At 58.7% G+C, this 16777-nt stretch carries 22 protein-coding genes; 3 read left to right on the forward strand and 19 right to left on the reverse strand.

The genetic code is table 11. From position 1 onward, the window contains the following. Positions 1 to 49 precede the first annotated feature (49 nt). On the forward strand, positions 50 to 1414 hold the full coding sequence (locus tag P353_RS16255; protein WP_034371611.1) for an efflux RND transporter periplasmic adaptor subunit: 1365 nt from the start codon (positions 50 to 52) through the stop codon (positions 1412 to 1414). A 102-nt stretch (positions 1415 to 1516) separates the two neighbouring features. Continuing rightward, positions 1517 to 3532 (forward strand): site-2 protease family protein, encoded by a 2016-nt coding sequence (locus P353_RS16260; RefSeq protein ID WP_232776578.1) that lies wholly within the window; start codon positions 1517 to 1519, stop codon positions 3530 to 3532. Between the two features lie 174 nt (positions 3533 to 3706). Here the strand turns inward: P353_RS16260 and P353_RS16265 are convergent, their stop codons facing one another. Both P353_RS16265 and P353_RS16270 read right to left on the reverse strand, forming a co-directional pair. After that, the gene (locus tag P353_RS16265) at positions 3707 to 4294 is read right to left on the reverse strand and encodes an NAD(P)H-dependent oxidoreductase (protein ID WP_052084899.1); all 588 of its coding nucleotides are present in this window, start codon (positions 4292 to 4294) and stop codon (positions 3707 to 3709) included. Between the two features lie 75 nt (positions 4295 to 4369). Beyond that, positions 4370 to 4750, reverse strand: a complete 381-nt coding sequence (locus P353_RS16270) for a MerR family transcriptional regulator (protein ID WP_034371618.1) — start codon at positions 4748 to 4750, stop codon at positions 4370 to 4372. A 972-nt stretch (positions 4751 to 5722) separates the two neighbouring features. On the opposite strand from P353_RS16270, the gene P353_RS16275 reads away from it, so the two are divergent. After that, positions 5723 to 6112, forward strand: a complete 390-nt coding sequence (locus P353_RS16275) for a hypothetical protein (protein ID WP_034371621.1) — start codon at positions 5723 to 5725, stop codon at positions 6110 to 6112. Positions 6113 to 6177: 65 nt separating this feature from the next. Here the strand turns inward: P353_RS16275 and P353_RS16280 are convergent, their stop codons facing one another. From P353_RS16280 to P353_RS16355, 17 genes are all read right to left on the reverse strand, one after another. Further along, a complete protein-coding gene (locus P353_RS16280) occupies positions 6178 to 6390 on the reverse strand; it encodes a hypothetical protein (protein WP_157839614.1) in 213 nt (70 codons plus the stop codon). A gap of 96 nt (positions 6391 to 6486) precedes the next feature. Then, a complete protein-coding gene (locus P353_RS16285; RefSeq protein WP_157839615.1) occupies positions 6487 to 7380 on the reverse strand; it encodes a hypothetical protein in 894 nt (297 codons plus the stop codon). Positions 7381 to 7395: 15 nt separating this feature from the next. Then, entirely contained in the window at positions 7396 to 8187 is a 792-nt protein-coding gene (locus tag P353_RS16290; protein WP_034371630.1) for a DNA adenine methylase, read from the reverse strand. Beyond that, a complete protein-coding gene (locus P353_RS28305; protein WP_080750586.1) occupies positions 8108 to 8341 on the reverse strand; it encodes a Com family DNA-binding transcriptional regulator in 234 nt (77 codons plus the stop codon). The genes P353_RS16290 and P353_RS28305 overlap by 80 nt, the downstream gene beginning before the upstream one ends. Positions 8342 to 8580: 239 nt before the next feature. Beyond that, positions 8581 to 9243 (reverse strand): ASCH domain-containing protein, encoded by a 663-nt coding sequence (locus P353_RS16295; protein WP_034371633.1) that lies wholly within the window; start codon positions 9241 to 9243, stop codon positions 8581 to 8583. Positions 9244 to 9533: 290 nt separating this feature from the next. Next, on the reverse strand, positions 9534 to 9782 hold the full coding sequence (locus P353_RS16300) for a hypothetical protein (protein ID WP_034371636.1): 249 nt from the start codon (positions 9780 to 9782) through the stop codon (positions 9534 to 9536). Positions 9783 to 10001: 219 nt separating this feature from the next. After that, positions 10002 to 10325, reverse strand: coding sequence for a hypothetical protein (locus tag P353_RS16305; RefSeq protein ID WP_034371638.1), 324 nt, complete (start codon positions 10323 to 10325; stop codon positions 10002 to 10004). Continuing rightward, positions 10322 to 11041, reverse strand: coding sequence for a hypothetical protein (locus P353_RS29580; protein ID WP_052084901.1), 720 nt, complete (start codon positions 11039 to 11041; stop codon positions 10322 to 10324). The genes P353_RS16305 and P353_RS29580 overlap by 4 nt, the downstream gene beginning before the upstream one ends. Then, positions 11041 to 12075, reverse strand: a complete 1035-nt coding sequence (locus P353_RS27600; protein WP_052084902.1) for a hypothetical protein — start codon at positions 12073 to 12075, stop codon at positions 11041 to 11043. The genes P353_RS29580 and P353_RS27600 overlap by 1 nt, the downstream gene beginning before the upstream one ends. Before the next feature lie 14 nt (positions 12076 to 12089). Then, positions 12090 to 14120, reverse strand: coding sequence for a DNA cytosine methyltransferase (locus P353_RS16320; protein WP_034371641.1), 2031 nt, complete (start codon positions 14118 to 14120; stop codon positions 12090 to 12092). A gap of 81 nt (positions 14121 to 14201) precedes the next feature. Continuing rightward, the gene (locus tag P353_RS16325) at positions 14202 to 14768 is read right to left on the reverse strand and encodes a hypothetical protein (RefSeq protein WP_034371644.1); all 567 of its coding nucleotides are present in this window, start codon (positions 14766 to 14768) and stop codon (positions 14202 to 14204) included. Positions 14769 to 14856: 88 nt separating this feature from the next. Continuing rightward, entirely contained in the window at positions 14857 to 15117 is a 261-nt protein-coding gene (locus tag P353_RS16330) for a hypothetical protein (RefSeq protein ID WP_034371647.1), read from the reverse strand. After that, positions 15107 to 15598, reverse strand: coding sequence for a hypothetical protein (locus tag P353_RS16335; protein ID WP_157839616.1), 492 nt, complete (start codon positions 15596 to 15598; stop codon positions 15107 to 15109). Before P353_RS16335 ends, P353_RS16330 begins: the two co-directional genes overlap by 11 nt. Further along, positions 15595 to 15879: a hypothetical protein gene (locus P353_RS16340; protein ID WP_232776580.1), complete on the reverse strand. Its 285-nt coding sequence runs from the start codon at positions 15877 to 15879 to the stop codon at positions 15595 to 15597. The genes P353_RS16335 and P353_RS16340 overlap by 4 nt, the downstream gene beginning before the upstream one ends. Then, positions 15860 to 16072, reverse strand: a complete 213-nt coding sequence (locus P353_RS16345; RefSeq protein WP_034371656.1) for a hypothetical protein — start codon at positions 16070 to 16072, stop codon at positions 15860 to 15862. The genes P353_RS16340 and P353_RS16345 overlap by 20 nt, the downstream gene beginning before the upstream one ends. Further along, the gene (locus P353_RS16350) at positions 16065 to 16394 is read right to left on the reverse strand and encodes a hypothetical protein (RefSeq protein WP_034371659.1); all 330 of its coding nucleotides are present in this window, start codon (positions 16392 to 16394) and stop codon (positions 16065 to 16067) included. Before P353_RS16350 ends, P353_RS16345 begins: the two co-directional genes overlap by 8 nt. Before the next feature lie 128 nt (positions 16395 to 16522). Beyond that, a complete protein-coding gene (locus P353_RS16355; RefSeq protein ID WP_034371662.1) occupies positions 16523 to 16777 on the reverse strand; it encodes a hypothetical protein in 255 nt (84 codons plus the stop codon).

The following is a 16777-nucleotide window of genomic DNA, read 5'->3' on the forward strand; positions in this document are numbered from 1 at the left end:
TGTTCATGGTTGATGGAATCATGAGTGCTGCATATCAGGTGCCGATGCAATGAATGCAGCCGTTTCTCCTCAGAGCGCGAACCCGGCAATGCTGCTGCTCGAGCTTGGGCATCGAGCCAGGGCCGCACGCAGCGGCGCCGAACTGCGCTTTTTGCTGGTCAACGACAGCCGTTTGCTCGTGCCTTATCGTCAAGCATGTTTGTGGCTGGACAACGATGGTGTGACGGCGCTGTCCGGCGTTGTCGAGACCGACAGGAACACTCCTTATGCGCAGTGGCTGCACGGGGTTGGTCAGTTTCTCCAGGCGCAGCCATCCGTTCAGGTTCGGCGCATTGAGCCGGCCCAGCTTCCTCCCGAACTGGCCAGTTCCTGGAACGAATGGCTGGGCGCCCATGCGATTTGGGTGCCTCTTGTGCAGGATGCCCAGACACCTGTTTGTTGCGGCGGGCTGTTGCTTTCAGGGGCGCAGCCTATTGAAGAGCAGCGTTTTCCGCTGCTCGCCGAATGGTGTCATATATGGTTGCATGCGTACTCTGCATTGCAGGCAGGCCAGTCCAGGTTCTGGCGAAAGCCTGCGGTATCAAGAACTGCGGCCAGGAGCTGGTGGCAGAGAAAGCCTGTCTGGATCATTGGCGGGCTTATTGCGCTTGGTGCTGTCCCTGTGCATATGAGCGTTCTTGCTCCGGGTGAACTGGTAGCGGCCCAGCCCGTGGTGTTGAGAGCGCCTTTGGATGGCGTCATCGATCAGATTCATGTACAGCCCAATCAAGTGGTCCGTAAAGGTGAGCGTCTGTTCGGACTGGATGAGGCGCAGATCAGCAGCCGATTGGAGGTGGCCCAGCAAGCCTTGCTGACCGCTGAAGCCGAGTACCGGCAATCCGCCCAGCTGGCCTTGGGCGATGCTCGCTCCAAGGCGCAACTGGCCGCGCTCGTCGGGCGTATAGGCGAGAAGCGCGCCGAGGTGCAATACCTGAGCGATCAGCGTGAGCGCAGCCGGGTGCTGGCGCCTGAAGATGGCATGGTCCTGTTTGACTCCCCCACGGAATGGTTGGGCAAGCCTGTGCAGACGGGCGAGCGCGTGATGCGCATTGCCCGGCCTGATGAGGTGGAAATCGAAGCCTGGGTTCCCATCGGTGATGCCATTCCATTGGCCCAGGGCTCCACAGTGAAGCTGTATCTGGCCGCGAATCCCATGGCAGGGCTGGAGGGCAAGCTACGGTATATGGCGTATGACGCCAATGCCAGGCCAGATGGCAGCTACGCCTATCGAGTGCGTGCATCCCTGTCGCTCGCCAAGGAGGAGGCTCGTATCGGCCTCAAAGGTACCGCCAAGCTGCAAGGCGATTGGGTGCCTTTGGTCTACTGGGTTCTGCGCAAGCCCTGGGCCGTCCTGCGCCAGTTTATTGCCTGGTAAGTCGACATGAGTACAGCATGGCCTGCTTTGCGTGAAGAACTGGATTTGCTTGCCGGTCCTGTGCTGCCCGATGGTCAGCCCAGCTGGACCTTGCATGATCCCGTGCGCAACCTTTTCTTTCAGCTTGACTGGGCCAGCTTTGAGGTGTTCAAGCGCTGGCATGTCGGTGCCGCTGACGCGATCGTGCAGGATGTGAATGCTCAAACGACATTGACGCTGCATCAGGAGGACGTGAACGCGCTTTTCCAGTTTGCACAGCGCAATGATCTACTGGAGCCACTTCCCAATAGTGCCGGCACGCTGGCCGAGCGTTGGCAGTCCAGGCGCTCAAGCTGGATGCAATGGCTTTTGCATAACTACCTCTTCTTCCGGGTCCCTTTGATCAAGCCCGATCGCTGGCTGACACGATGGGCGCCGCGGCTGGACTTTCTTTTCAGTCGAACTTTTGCCTGGATTACCTTGCTGGCTCTGTGCGCTGGACTTTGGGGCGTTTCCCGTGCGTGGGGTGTGTTTACCGCGACCTTGGTTGATTCGCTGACCTGGCAAGGCCTGGCGGCCTATGGCTTGACTTTGGGGTTTGTCAAGGTATTGCATGAACTGGGGCACGGCTTGACCGCCAAGCGATTTGGATGCCGCGTTCCCACCATGGGCGTCGCCTTTCTGGTGCTATGGCCGGTGGCATACACAGATACCAATGAGGTCTGGAAGTTGACACGGCGTGACCAGCGCCTCAAGGTGGCGGGAGCTGGAATTGCAACAGAGCTGATGATTGCCGCATGGGCCTTGCTGGCCTGGGTCTGGTTACCAGAGGGTGCACCCCGATCCATGGCCTTCTTGCTGGCCACCACGACATGGGTCAGCACCCTGGCCATCAATGCAAGCCCATTCATGCGCTTTGATGGGTATTTTCTGTTGTCCGATTTTCTACAGATGCCCAATTTGCACTCACGTGCCTTTGCCCTGGCACGCTGGGATATGAGGGAGAGATTATTCAAGCTCGGAGAACCTCCGCCAGAGTTTTTCTCCAATGCCAAACGCCGCGGGCTGATTCTGTTTGCCTGGGCTACCTGGATTTATCGACTGGTTCTTTTCTTGGGCATTGCCGCCTTGGTCTATCACTTCTTCATCAAGGCGTTGGGTATTTTGCTGTTTCTGGTGGAGATTGTGTGGTTCATTGCCAAGCCTGTGTGGTCAGAGATTTCAGCGTGGTCTTCACGCTGGCCTCAAATCGTGCGTAGTCGAAGAGCTCGTTGGAGCGCGGTCGGTGCCTTTGTCCTTGTTGCGCTGTGCTGGCTTCCGTTGCCTGCCCCGATTCGCACGGAGGGCATGCTGCAATCCAGTGATATTTGGCCTTTGCATGCACTTGACGCATCGCAGCTGCAACAGCAAATACTTGGCAACGCAGATACGATCGCGCTGGATGCGCCTGTCTTTGTGCTGGATTCCCCGGCGCTCAAGGCTGCCCAGGCTCAGAACGATGCCCAGAGAATCCAGTATTCACAGCAAATAGCTGCGGCAGGTTTCGACTCGGAGCTACGCCGAGATTGGCAGGTTCTGCAGGAGCGCCAGCTGCAGGCGGCCACTCAACAGCAGGCGGTGGAAACCGAAGCCAGCCGATACCGGCTGAATGCCTCGGGCGCCGGAGTGCTGCGAGATGTGGATCCTGATCTGCGGTCAGGAGACTGGCTCGCCCGCAACGAGCTGCTTGGCAGAGTCGTGGGCCGTGATCGCCTGGAGGTTCTTGCCTATGTGCAGGAAGACGATGTCCAGCGCATCAGCATCGGCGACAGCGCAATTTTCATCGCTGACGCTGGCGTGGGGCCGGTACTGGACTTGACAGTGCGCAGCGTCGATCAGGATGCGAGTCGTACCCTCTCGGAGGCAGCGCTGTCTGCGGCAGCTGGAGGCATGATTCAGGTCCGAAGCATGCAAGGCACCCTATACCCGGAGCGTCCGGTCTACAGAGTGGTGCTGAATGTGGTGACACCGCTTGAAACAGACGCTGTTTTGCAACACCGTTGGCGTGGCAAAGTCAGCATTCGCGGCCAATGGGAAGCGGCTGCAGCGCAGTTTGTGAAAACTGCGACAAGTGTCTTCTGGCGGGAGGCAGGCTTTTAGCCTCAATGAATGACTGCAATGGGCGGCGATTCAACCGGTCGATGCGTCCGCCCCGCAGCAATTTGTGTCCGTATTCCTTGGTCGCGTGGAGCTTCGCGGAACGAAAGTCGGGTGGCTTGCCGATCCTTCCTGCCGAAACAAAGAACGGTGGGGGAGAACTAAGGAAGGACGCTGTCAGCGTAAGCCTGCACGAGTGCCCAGCATGCGCACGCGCCCTACCCAGGCGGCGCGCTTTGCAGCACTGGACTTGACTACCGGGCCGAAACTGTGCACGTGCACGGGCCGGATCCCGCTGAACTCCAGGATGCTCTGCTTCATTTGCCGATGACCTGGTTGGCGCTGTACCCAGCGGTAGTACCAAGGAGGAAAATCCATTGTCACAAGCAGTTCAGCAGTGCGGCCGGCCAGCAGGCGGTCCCACAATGCAGAGTTGGCCCGGTATTTGAAGGCGAAACCTGGCAGGAAGATGCGATCCAGAAAGCCCTTGAGCAGCGCCGGTAGCCCGCCCCACCATATTGGATAGACCCACACCAGGTGTTGCGCCCAGGTAATGTCGAGCTGAGCGTTCCGCAGGTCGGTCTCCAGCGGCTGGCTATGCTCGTAGCCGTGGTGCAGGATGGGGTCGAATTGCATTTCACCCAGCTCCAGCAGCCGGACCTCGGCTCCGGCGTGGCGTGCGGCATCGGCATAGGTGCTCGCCAAAGCGGCGCATAGACTGTTGGAGGAGGGTTGACCGAGGATGATGAGGACGCGACGGGACATGGTGATAGAGAGGGCCTGAGTTCGTAAGCCGTCAGCATCACCTTGTCCTTGGGGACAGAGTCAAGCCCTACAACGTCAAATGGAGAGTGGCTCTAGTGAACGGCATGTCTTTGCACCGTCGCATGTGCTCAGTTCCATGGTCAATGCAGCCAGGGCGATGTCGGCAGCTTGCAGCCGCGCCAGCTCGTCGGCAATGGCGCGTCGCCGGGTCTGGAGCAGCGCCTGGACGGCGGCAGCGCCGGAGGGGGTGTCGATGCTGCGTAGCGGCTGTAGCGCAGCCAGGCGAAAACCCAGCGACAGCGCCTGGCGGATCCACTGCACGCGCTGGACGTCTTCCGGGTCGTAGTTGCGGTAGCTGCCTCGGCGTGCCACGGTGCCGAGCAAGCCATGCGTCTCATACAGGCGTAGCGCTTTGGGCGTGCAGCCTGTGAGTGCGGCGAGTTCACCGATACGCATAGGTGACTCCCGTGCGCTTGGGAGCAGGTATCTTTCTTGCTGAAAGTGCTGTTGGCTCAGGGTGCATGAATGCCTGGGGTCGTTTGAATGTGTTGTGGGAATTGTTGACCCATGAATTCCGAGTGGTCGTGACAGGGGGGCTCACGGCCATAGGCCTTGTCAGTAGCCATCGTGCGAATTTACGGCAATCCCATGGCGCGATTACAGCAAATTTCGGCGCGGTCTTGGCACTCGACAAACGTCAGGGTTGTCGGCTTGTCCTGTGCTTGTAGGAAATCCTCTGCTAACGGCTTTTCTCTAGTGAGCATTGCCTTGCGGCCGCTCCTTTATCTGCTCATATTGACTGGGCTCGCTGCAGCGAGCATTGAGGGGCGACTATTGGATGCCTCTGGCTAAGCAGAGGAGGGAGGTGGTTGCAAGCTTCCATCGGCATACCTTAGCCCAGGGGAGACCAGGAGGGCGCGAGCAGCCTGGGTGCGCAGCTGGTAAAATCAAGCGATTAACCTGTTTTGGGCCGTGTCAATGCTTGTTGATGACTCGGGCTTTTAATCCGTTGGTCGCGAGATTGAATCTCGTGGAACCAGCCAGAATACAGGCGCTACAGCTATAGAAGCGGTAGCGCCTTTTTCGTTTACCAGTTTTTCAATCGTGCGTGTGGCTGGCTCGAACAACAGAGACGAGTCTGCTGATCTGGCCGTTGAAATAAAATTTCTGCTTGGCGCGTAGACGCTGCGCTGCTGGAAAAATCAAATGAAATCAATCGACTCCGTTAGCCCCACGCAAACCGCAATCCCCAAAGTGGGCTTTGTTTCGTTGGGCTGCCCGAGTGATACTCAATGTATAGCCTAGCACGTCTCGAGCGCCCAACAGAAATGGCCTGTCCTAGATGGACAGGCCATTGCTTCTTGTGGGGTTGAAATAGTGCTGCAGTCCCTTGTGAGTACGATGGTCCTTTTCTAAAGGGGAGGATGTATGGGGCAGGAGACTTTTCGCGCTGGCACACAGTACGGTGACTTCAAGGGTTCGGCCGCTGCAGATCGCCATGATCATGCCGACATCTCTGACTACCTTGAGCAGAGGGGTTTGATCAAAGAGGGTGAGCAGGTTTTCGCTACCGAGCTCTATTCGGGAGAAGTGCATACGGTCACTCAGGATTCAAAGGTCTATGTCACGGTCATGCTGGCAACCGGCGAAGGGTACGACGACATCAAGGCAGCAATCGACTCAGGCGAACCACTGAAGGTCCGCAAGGTCCGTTTGGAGATGCACCTGAACGAATTCTTCGGTCTGTTCAAGCGCTTCAACATCTGCATATCGAATCATGGACTGCTGGAAAACAAAGAAATCCAGTTTGATGATTAAACGAAGCTCATTGCAATGAAAAAGGGCCTGTCCAACTTTGGACAGGCCCTTTTGCTTGGCTTCCCTTACTCGCCCCACTTTGTGCCAGGCGGTAGCTCCAAGGGCTTGATGTAGACGACCTGATCTTCAATGGTGCCGCGAACTGGGACTCTGTGAAGGCCAGGCGCAGATTCTTTTGTCAACTGCTCGATAAGGTCGGCAGCTTTCTGTGCAGTGGCATCTCCCCGGCGAAGGTCGATGATGAGTTGAGATATCTCAGTGCTGTTCATTTTTTGCATTTGAAGCTATTTTGCGAGGCTGTTTAATTCATTTGTGAGTAAGCGCTATCAGAATCTCTATTCATGCAGCCTTAAATTTTTAGCTCATTCCCGTCCCTAGGGAACCTGAACTGTTACAGATGCATTGGTCAAACGATCGTGAACTTTGAAGTGTGAGCCGTTTGCGTTCACTTCAACTAGGGACAAAAAGCGAAAAAGCCCTTTGCCTCTTGGAAAAATGGTTGCATGGTGAGTTTCGACATGAGCTTGCAGAGCTTCTATTTTTCGATGCAAGATCATCCAATGGACAGTCGACTCAAGGGAGTGCCTCTGTCCACCCATCAAGCCGCCTGCAGGGATGACAGTGCCACGATCAGTCGTCACAAATGCATTGCCGCCATTTGAAAATACTGCTTTGTGCTCGTCATCAGATAGTCCGCCATCAGAAGCGGGTCCAGCCTCAAAAAGCCTGTGGAGTTGCGGCCAGTTCCGATCTGCAACCCTCACGAGATGGGCATCGATCCACTCCTCGCGGCGAGCGCCTTTCGGGGGATGGGGTAGAAGGTCGATGAAAAAGACCTCATTCTCCTTCACATGAAAATAAAGTAAATGATCTGCTCTCTGGTTAATGAAGTTTGGATTCTTGGTATCTCGCTGGCCTTCTAGGACAGGGTGCAGATGATTAATTCCCCAGTAGGCGAGGAGACGATCAGGGCCATCAACGTTGGATGACGTTTTGGAAAGATAAGGGGTTATGTCCCCCCCACTCTCGAGTAGGCCAGTCACCTCGGCAACCGCTTGCTGATACTGCGGCCAATAGCTTTGCGCAAGTAGCTCTGGTGAGTGGTGGACCTTGTACTGACCAATCGGCACTTGGCGCTTATTGTTGTCGAAGAGCATGGAATAGGCTTGTGCTGGACTGACTTTCGACAGTCGTTTCGATCCGGATTCTTTGAGCCTGGCCATGACCATGTCATTGAAGTCCCGTTGGAAATCCATAATCGCAAGCATTCCATACTCCCTTTTTTAAAACAGGCCCGCTGGCTCTGCCTCCCTGTCCCAACTATAGATGACTAGCTCGCCGCGCTCGACACGATTTGCCGCGCCGCCCACGGTGTAGTCGAGCTTCAGATCCTCCATCTCGAAGTCCTTGAAGCACTCCCTGATCGCAGGGTGATCGTTGATGCTGATGACGGCCTTGCCCTTGATCGCCTTGAGCTTCTTGGCCATGAGCTCGTACTGCTCCCAGGGGAAGGGCACGCCATAGCCCTCGGTCTCCCAGTACGGCGGGTCCATGTAGAAGAGGGTGTGCGCGCGGTCGTAGCGATCGATGCAGGCTGCCCAGTCCAGCTGCTCGACATAGGTGCCGGCCGCAAGCCGCAGGTGGGCGGCAGACAGGTTTTCCTCGATGCGCAGCAGGTTGATGGCCGGGGCCGTGGTGGCAGTGCCGAATGTCTGGCCAGCGACCTTGCCGCCGAAGGACTGATGCTGCAGATAGAAGAAGCGCGCGGCGCGCTGAATGTCCGTCAGGGTCTCAGGCTTCGTATCCTGCATCCATTTGAAGACCTGGCGGCTGGTGAGCGCCCATTTGAACTGGCGCACAAACTCCTCGAGGTGGTGGGTCACCACCCGGTAAAGGTTCACCAGATCTCCATTGACGTCGTTGAGTACCTCGACGTCGGCAGGGTGCCGGGCGAAGTAGACGGCAGCGCCGCCTGCGAACACTTCAACATAGCAGTCATGCGCTGGAAAGCGCTTGAGCAGCATGTCCACCAGGCGGCGCTTGCCGCCGATCCACGGAATGATTGGGTTGGTCATTTATCTCAGCTTCTGGCACGCGGGGGTGCTCTTGAGGGGCGCGCGTGGCGCTCAGCTGATTGAATGCACCGCATCTGGGGCATTTGATAGATAGACGAGTGTATTCACCTTCGCCCAGTTTGCGGCGGCAGTTGCCGCAGCGAATTTCCTGCATATGCTCTTTCCGAGGGGAAAAATTGGCTAGACTCGTCACGCTGTCGCGACAGTGGCGGGTCTTCGCCTGGCATGCAGGCCCGGTCTGCTGTTGGGGTCTTGCGCGGGTGTTACCGCACCTTTGCAAGTCGCCCGTCTTTTTTGATTTCGAGAAACCCGCTGTACTCAGGTCGGCGGGTTTTTTTCGCACTAGATCGCTGCCGCCGTGCGCAACATGGACAAGCGCCTGTCAGAGCAGATTCATGCTGTGGTTCTGCGATCTATGCGTTTGAAGTCAATCACCCAGACCCATGGGTTTGCTGCCCAGTCGCCGCCAGTGGATTCCCAAAGTTCGCGGAATGCGTCATCTGGATAAGTCCAGTTTTTCGGGTGCTGTTCATTTCTGATCGCGCTGTAGTAGTCACCCTCGCGGCCGTGGGAAATGCGATTCACGCCTTCGGCAATTGCATCTTCATTGCTGATGTCCTGCAGGCGCTCCACGCGCACTCCAGTGACTTCCAGCCAGATGCGCGCGGCAGACTTGGGCATGTGAATGCTTGGCCGCCATGGCGATTTCTCCATGTCCTCCGAATCCATCACATCGGGATCGGTGGCGCGATACCAGTAAACGTTGTCAATCAGGCATCCGTCGTCATCTGCCTGCTGGCACCATGTCTCGCGCACATAGATGCGGTCACCACGCTTGCCGAATGGGCACTTGGCCGAGTGGTAGATGCCCTGCGTGTAGGTGCCCGACCACCAAGTGTGCTCTCCTTCGGCAACAAAGGAGTCGGGGGCGTCAACCGAACGATGTAGACGATCTTCCGGTGGCTGTGGTTTCACTACTCGGCGCGTCTGGGTCTTCTGCCCGCTCAGAATGGCGCGCACCAAGGGCGCCTTGAACATCAAGCCGGTTTCTTTCATTGGGTGGCTCCAAAAGCAGAACCCCGCTCAGTGGCGGGGCTCTGCTGGTTGATACATATGCCAGGGTAGCGGTGGCACGCCGGCCAGTACGTGTGAGGGAGTGTCACTTCCCATTGCTCTGCTCCTTTTCAACTCGCCAGCACAAGTCGCACAGAAACTTGCATTCGTTTTCCGACCGTGGATCGCCCACGGCCTGCCCACAGTTGTGGCTGCAAACCTTTGTCGCAGGATCGAACGCGGCAAGCGCCTTGGGGTCGGCACGTGGCCACGGTACTGGATCAGCCATTGCTCTACTCCTTCTTCGCCTGGGCGCGCTTTGCTTTGGCAGCCTCGATGTGAGCTAGAAACGTCCGGCGAAGGTCGAGTAGGTGCTCTGTCACTTCATCAGGCAAGGCGACCAGGCGGATTCCATCGGGCTGGCCCTTCTGGAAGGCAGGCAGCATGTGCATGAAGGCTGCGGCCATGGCAGGGTCGACCATGGCAATGCACTGCTTCCCATCAACTTCAACAAACACGTTGATCGCTGTGAAATTAGCCATGCTCCACTCCTACCTTGGCTTCTTGCGAGGCACGCTTGAAAACAGTCTCCGGGTACTTCGTGTTGAATGTCTGAGAGGTTCCGCAATTGCTGCACGCATGAGGCCATTGCGGTGGATCGCTCATCAGAATGGATCCAGTCGGCTGCATGTGGCCCGATCCGCATTCGTCACATACATAATCGACTATCGCCGCTTCGGCAGGTGCTTCTTGTCTTGCCATCACTCACCCCCTTGCGCTGCCTGGGCGGCGCGCTGTTCAAATTCGTCTATGGCACTTGCGTCATCGCCGTCGTAATCGTCATCCTCGGTGCACCGCCCCATCAGTTCGCAGCAGGCTGCGCACCAACGGTGCGTCATGAAGTCACCATACTTTCCGATCTGGCAACGGTGTCGCTCACCTTTTTGGATGACGCTTTTGCAGTGGCAGCACTCGTGCGGCTTGGAGGCAACTACCATCTTGTTCGATAGCACTGTGTCGCTGGGCTCGCCAAAATCGCCCTCGAATGGATCGAAGGCAAGGATGCTTTGATCTGTAGCCATCATTTCCCCTTTGCTGCCTCAATAGCAGCGCTGCATGCTTCTTCTGGTGTGTCGCCTTGTCCGCTGCACAGCACCTTGCGATCTGGATTGATTACAGGGCCGCTGTTTAAAGGCTTGTCTGTGATCCATGCCATCCAGCCGGTTCGCCGCGTGTAGGCCAATTCGAAATAGGCGTAATGGTTGTGCTCTAGTTCTGCTCGGTGTTTGCCGATCAGTTCGCGGATGACATCCCGTGAATCAGCCCGTTCACCCTGTGCGGAGCTATACAGTTCGACGTAGTCCAACGCCGGATTTCGCATCGCAGCTAAGTGCTGCTCCGTTCCTGGGCGTACCGGCCTGTGGTCAAAAAAGGATGTTTCTCCGATTTCTCGGACCAGAACGGCATAAGGTTCCGCACTCTGCGTGTCTGTCTGTACACGCTGCTTGAGCCTGCGCAGTTGATCGCGTGTTCCCGATATGTCGCAGACCTCGTTTTCGCGGGGGGTCCCGGCGTTCATCCCACGACCTTCGCCTGATGCGCTGATGAAAGCAGCGATAAGCCGAGCCTCTGCCGACTCATGGCCGCACCACTTGTCGATCTCATCCACGGCTATCTGATAACGCATGATTTTTTCTTCGGCCGCATCCATGTCTCTGCGAAGGCTTCGCATGGAGAAGTGCTGTTTGATGGCCCACACGAAGCAGATGTAGAACCCGGCGACATAAATTGCTTCAGTCATCACTCCCCCTTTGCTGCCGCGATAGCGGTGTCATCTTCCAAATGCAGTGGCCCGGTGCAGTACGGGTCGCGCTCGATGCGCGCCATGGCCTCCCGAATCGCCCGTCGTGGTTGATCGCCGTAGACCTCCGAAACCACGCGCTCACGCGGCTCGCTCATGTGGTGCTGCACTGTTCGCCAGCCCACATCCTCTCCGTCGCTGGTCGTGAAGCAGCGAAGGTCAATGCACTGGTCTTGGAGAAAGCCCAGCAGCTCCGCAGCCCGCGCGTCTTCCACCGTCATGGGGGCTGAGAAAACGGGGCGTACATAGTGCTGCGTTTTGTACTTGCTGAAATCCCTGCTCCAGTTTGTGACTTCACCACCGACAGTCCACGCCACTGGTTCTGCCTGCGACTGGGGTGTGATGCCTTCGGCGCGCGCCGACAGGAAAGCGCAGAAGTTCGCAACGTCCACGGGGTCGCCCTTGTCAACGTGGCCGCGCAGCAGCTCGGACAAGCGTTCACGAGTGCAGTCGGTATCCCATCCGCCGTATCCCTTGGCTCGCTGCTTTGCCAGCTTGGCTTTCATGAGCGCAGCAAGGGCATCGACCGCAACATCGTCGGGGTGAGGCGCGACCACCGCCTGCGCGGGAAGTCCGGTAGCAGCAGCCAGCACGGCGCGCAATGCCTCGATTTCCAAAGCACCACGGATGCAGGCTTTTGCATCGAGCTCGTCCCAGCTGTGACCGGGTGGGTAGTTCGTTGCCATGGCTCGCAGTTGTGCGGCTGCGCTCTCGCCCTTGGGCATGATCGCAGGTTGCTGCTGCCTGACCCATTCGGGGTTCAGCATCTGGCCCTGCTCAATGTCGTGCGGGTCGTCGATCCACTTCGGCACTGCGGGCGCGGCTGCCGGGGTGGCGGCAAGCGCTGCGCGCTCAGCACTCTCCATGCTCTGCCTGGTCTGATGGCCGTGCACGCCGTCGATGAGCTGGCCGTTTAACCAGGATTTGCCGCGAGGGGCGATATTGAGTTCAGTTGGAATGGTGTGCTTACTCATGTCGTGTCCTTGTCTCAGGCGTACATCAGCGCCTCGTGTTTGAAATTCCACTTCGCCAGTGCCTGTGCCATGTATGGGCTGACGCTGTTGCCGATCATTCGGACCTGTGATGTGGTGCTGAGCTTGATGCGCGGTATGTCGCGCGGGTCATCTACGGCCTGCACGCCGTCTTTGAACAAGAGCGCTGGGTCTGGGATCTCGTCAATCTGGTAGCTGTCGGGGAAGCCCTGCGCGCGCGCCAGTTCGCGCGGTTTGAGCATGCGCAGGGTGATATCGACCAGGGCCCACCATTGGCCGCCGTGCCACATCAGCACCACATCCGCGTGCTCGGTGAACTGGTCCGGCAAGTGCTCGCGCAGCAAAGCTGCGCAGAGCTTGGCGCGCTCCGCATGCTCTGGCGCCAGATGTGCTGCGGGCACCTTGGCGGTCTGCACCAGGGCCATGCGCGCCTTTGTGGGGACGGTGTGCATGGGCTCGCTGCAGCTGCTGTCCTGGCCGCCTTCGCTGTAGTACTTCACTAGACAGGCCGTGATGAGGCGCTGCTGCGTGCCGCTGGTGGTGATGGTGGACAGCGGCTCATTGGCTGGCCGGCCATCGCCGTCATAGAAGCCGCCGTAGGCCTGCTCCAAGCAGACGGCAGCGAGAGCGCTGGTTGCGCCGCTGGCAGTGACCGTGTTCAGCGGCATCTCGATGTTGCGAGTGCCATGGCTCCAGCGTTTGCCGCCCGCAGGGCCTTCGCCGTGCCCCATATCCACCAGATGCGCTGCGACCATGCCCAGGGTGATGCCTGTGCTGGGCCGCTTGGGCGTGCCTCCTGCAGTGATGGTGGGCAGCGGCTCATCCATCGCGCTACCCACAGCGCCGGTATTGAACTTGGTGATGTGAGCTGCCGCGATCGCGTGGTGCTGCCCATTGGCCGTGATAGTGCTCAGTGGCTCGGCCACGGTCTTGCCATTCAGCTGCGTCTCTGCCGTCCCGCGGAGCGTCACTATGGTGGGAGAAACCACCGAAAAGTGGCCGCCCTTGACCTGGGCGCAAACCGTGCGCAACGGTTGATCAGCCGGCATGGTGCGTTGGTTGCTGCCGTTGGCATGCTCGTTGATGAATGGCGCGAGCACCGGAGCTGCCAATGCGCCCTGAGAGCCTTGGCTTGTCACCGTCCAATAGGGCGCGTCCAGTTCGCGCACCCGTGGCTGCTGTCCTTCGCGTTCGCCGTTGCGCGTATTCACGATGAAGGGCGTGGCCGTATTCAGCACATGGCGAAAAACGCCCTTTGCCACTCGGCGCAGGGTATTGGTCACCAGATCGCGCTTGCGGCCGAAGATGCTTTCTGCAGGCAGATCAAAGTCTATGCACTGAGCCGCTGTGCGGTGTGCAGCGAGCAGGCCGGCAATGACGCGGTGATCTGTTGGAGGTGCATACGAGGGGCCGCCCCAGTGGATGGGTATGCCATCGCGGCGTGCGACCAAGAAAAGGCGTTTGCGGATGGTGGGGGCGCCCTGGTCGCATGCGCGCATCTCGCTCCACTCCACGCTGTACCCATGGTTGCGCAGCTGGCGAACGAATGACTGAAAGGTCCGGCCTCTCTTTTTGGGGTCGGGTCGGGCATTGCCGTCAGCATCGACCACCAGTGGGCCCCAGTCTTGGAACTCCTCGACGTTCTCCAGCATCATCATGCGCGGCCTAGTTTTGGCGATCCAGCGCAGGCCCACCCAGGCCAGTCCCCGTATGTTCTTGGAGACAGGCGTGCCGCCTTTGGCCTTGCTGAAATGCTTGCAGTCGGGCGACAGCCAGACCAGGCCCACAGGCTGATTGCCGGTGACAGCAATTGGGTCCACCTCCCACACGCTCTCGCACAGGTGCTTGGTGTATGGATGGTTGAGCGCATGCATGGCCAGCGCTTCGGGGTCGTGATTGATGGCGATATCGACAGGACGGCCAAAAGCCCATTCCAGCCCGGTGCTGGTCCCGCCGCCACCGGCGAAGTTGTCGATGACCAACTCGTGGCCGAGGTCGAGATTCAGCGTGAAAAGGTCGCGCTTCATTGATGCTCCAGAAAGCAAACAGCCCGCTCTATGGCGGGCTGTGATTCATTGATGTGTGCAATAAGGCCAATTCATGAAGATCTATGAATGGCTCGAAGGTGTGCGCATAGCTGCTAGTAGCGCAGCCTCTTCAAACGATGGGGCAGTGCCAGAAGATTGAAAGTGCCAATAGTCGGGATCGTTACCGCCCCCAGAGATGAATACGGCACTCAGGTCCATGCCGCCGAGCCAGCTCTTCCAGTGGCCGTCGGACTCGCGCCACCAAGTCAGTGCTCCGACCTGGCGGCTTTCATGCTGGTGGCTTGTGGCACGCTGCAATGCTGTGGGGATGTCAGGCGCATAGTCGTTTACTCTCACATATCGCCTCCCGCCGAGCGTCAACAGCGATGACCAACGTATGAAGTTGCCATTCACTTTGGCGTGCTCTCTTGCAGGGGAGATGCTCAGCGTCAGCTGATGACCATTTTCGAGCTCGATGTGTTTCGATAGTTCTGCGGGATGGCCATGGCTTGTCATGAGAAAGGCGTTCCAGCCGTCCAGGCTGCCCGTGCCGTCCGCATAGTTTGGACTGCAATGCCAGTCGGCCGTGCTGATGCCATTTTCGTCAACCCAGGCGATGGCCTTGTGAGGCGTGTAGGTGGTGCTCATAGATACTCCAGATACCAAAAAGCCCGCTCAAGGCGGGCCGGTGGCTTGCCATAGATGACTGCACATCTATGAATGAATGGGGCGGGGTTTAGGCTGCTTTCCGCAGTGGAGGGATAGGGCAGCTTTGCACGCGCAGATGGCCCAGGCCTTTGAGGGTGTTGCGGTAGCAGCTGACGATTGCGGCCTCGAGCTCCTGGGCCACATTGACGCCAGCGGCAATGATCTGGCCGTCCTCGGTGACGATGGCCAGCTGCACGGGCTTACCGTGGAAGGTGGCTTTCGGCGGCTCGTGGCTGACAGTGTGGATGTAAACGCCTTCGATGGCGCCTGTGGCTTGTTCACCCAGCATGGCTTTTCTCCTTTGCCTTGGTGCGTGCCTGCTCGGCCTGCACGCGCGTGACGGTGTTGTGTGCTTCGAGCATCTGCTGCGGACTGCTTGCGTCCATGATGGTCTGGGCATAGCTCAGTGCCTCTCCTACCGGAGCGATTTCCTCGGGGGAGAGGCGCATGAGCTTTGTTTGCTCGTAGCGCTCGCGCAGGGCGTTCATGACGTCATGCGATGGCGCGATCAGATCCACGAGCTTTTGATCAATATCTGCCGCCCTGACCAACGCGACATTCAGGGCAGCTGACACCCTAAGAAAGTCGTCTTCCGTGCCGGTGCCTTCATGCAGGCGCGTGAAGGCGTCCAGCGTGTCGAATCCGTCCTTGAGCGTTTCGCCCTCGTTGTAGGGGCGGCAGTGGTTCAACAGGTGGATCGGGTACAGGGACTGTTCTTTCGGCGGTCGTGCCCGCTTGAACCGGGCCGCTCTGCGTTCGGCGCGGTTCACTGAGGCAGCTCCTTGATCGTGCCGTCCGGGTAGTGCAGGCGGTTGCCCACGCGGCTTGGCAGCGTAAATGCGCGCATGCGGGATTCCGGAATGCCTGGCGTGTCCTTGAGCTCGGGGCATTTGTAGGGCTCGCTGTATCGGCTCTGCCAGGGGAATGTCTGCACCGATGCGGTCGATCGGCTTGCGCGGCGCTTCTTGAGCTCGCTGCTGCGCAGCACTGGTGTGGCGTGAGTGATGCTGACCGCGCTGTCCTCACTGGGTTTAATGGGTCGACGTTGCATGGCGGTTGGGTAGAGGAATGCAGAGGTTGTAGATCGCCAGCCAGTGCAGACCGCACTGACTGTGGAAGGGGTAGGGGCAGGCATCGTTGGGCTTCAGGCCGGCTGCATAGGCCTCCTGGGCCTCGCGTTCGACCGTGGCCTTGGGCATGCTGATCAAGCCGGTGACGGCGAAGCAGTGCAGCTTGTCAGGCACAGGCCGCCTCCTTGCTGCGTGCCGGTACCAGCGCGCAGCTCAGCACGTTGGCGAGCATTTCGGTGCGCGGCGGGCGGCAGACAAGGGAGTGGATGCGTGCGCGTTCCAGGCTCACGACTAAGGCGCGGCCTGGGGTCAGCTCGCTCTTGAAGTCGTCCCAGAAGCGTTGCGCGTTCAGGCCTGACCATGTGACTCGCCAGGGCTCAACGTGGTGGGTGCCGAGCCGGTCATAAACCAGCAGCTCCAGCTGAAAGACGCCGCATGCAGACTTGGTTGCTTGCGGTGGGGTGCGGCTGAGATAGACGGTGCCGGTGTGGTTCATGGTGCCTCCTGTCGCTGGCAATGAAAAAAGCCCACACGGCAACTGCCGGGCGGGCTGGGTGGATCAATCTGGCAAGCGTCCGGAGAGGGCGCTTGGCAGATTCCCCTCGGGTGAGGGGATGTGGTGGCTCAGGCGAACGGGTAGCCTGCGGGCTCGTGCTGCAGCCGGCGCAAGGCTTCATCAATGTGCAGAGCGCGGCGTGTTCGCTCAGGAACGTGTGTTACCAAGATGAGGGCGCCAGTCGCAGGAAGCTCTTGCACTCCATGGATATCCTCGCAGTCAAGCACAGTGGCGAGCGCGAAGTGCTTGCGCAGGGCCTCGGCGTGACGGGTCTTGCCGGAGCCTTGCGGCCCGTAGACGATGATGGATTTCTTGTCGGGCAT

Source organism: Comamonas testosteroni (assembly GCF_000761245.1).
GTDB lineage: Bacteria > Pseudomonadota > Gammaproteobacteria > Burkholderiales > Burkholderiaceae_C > Comamonas > Comamonas testosteroni_C.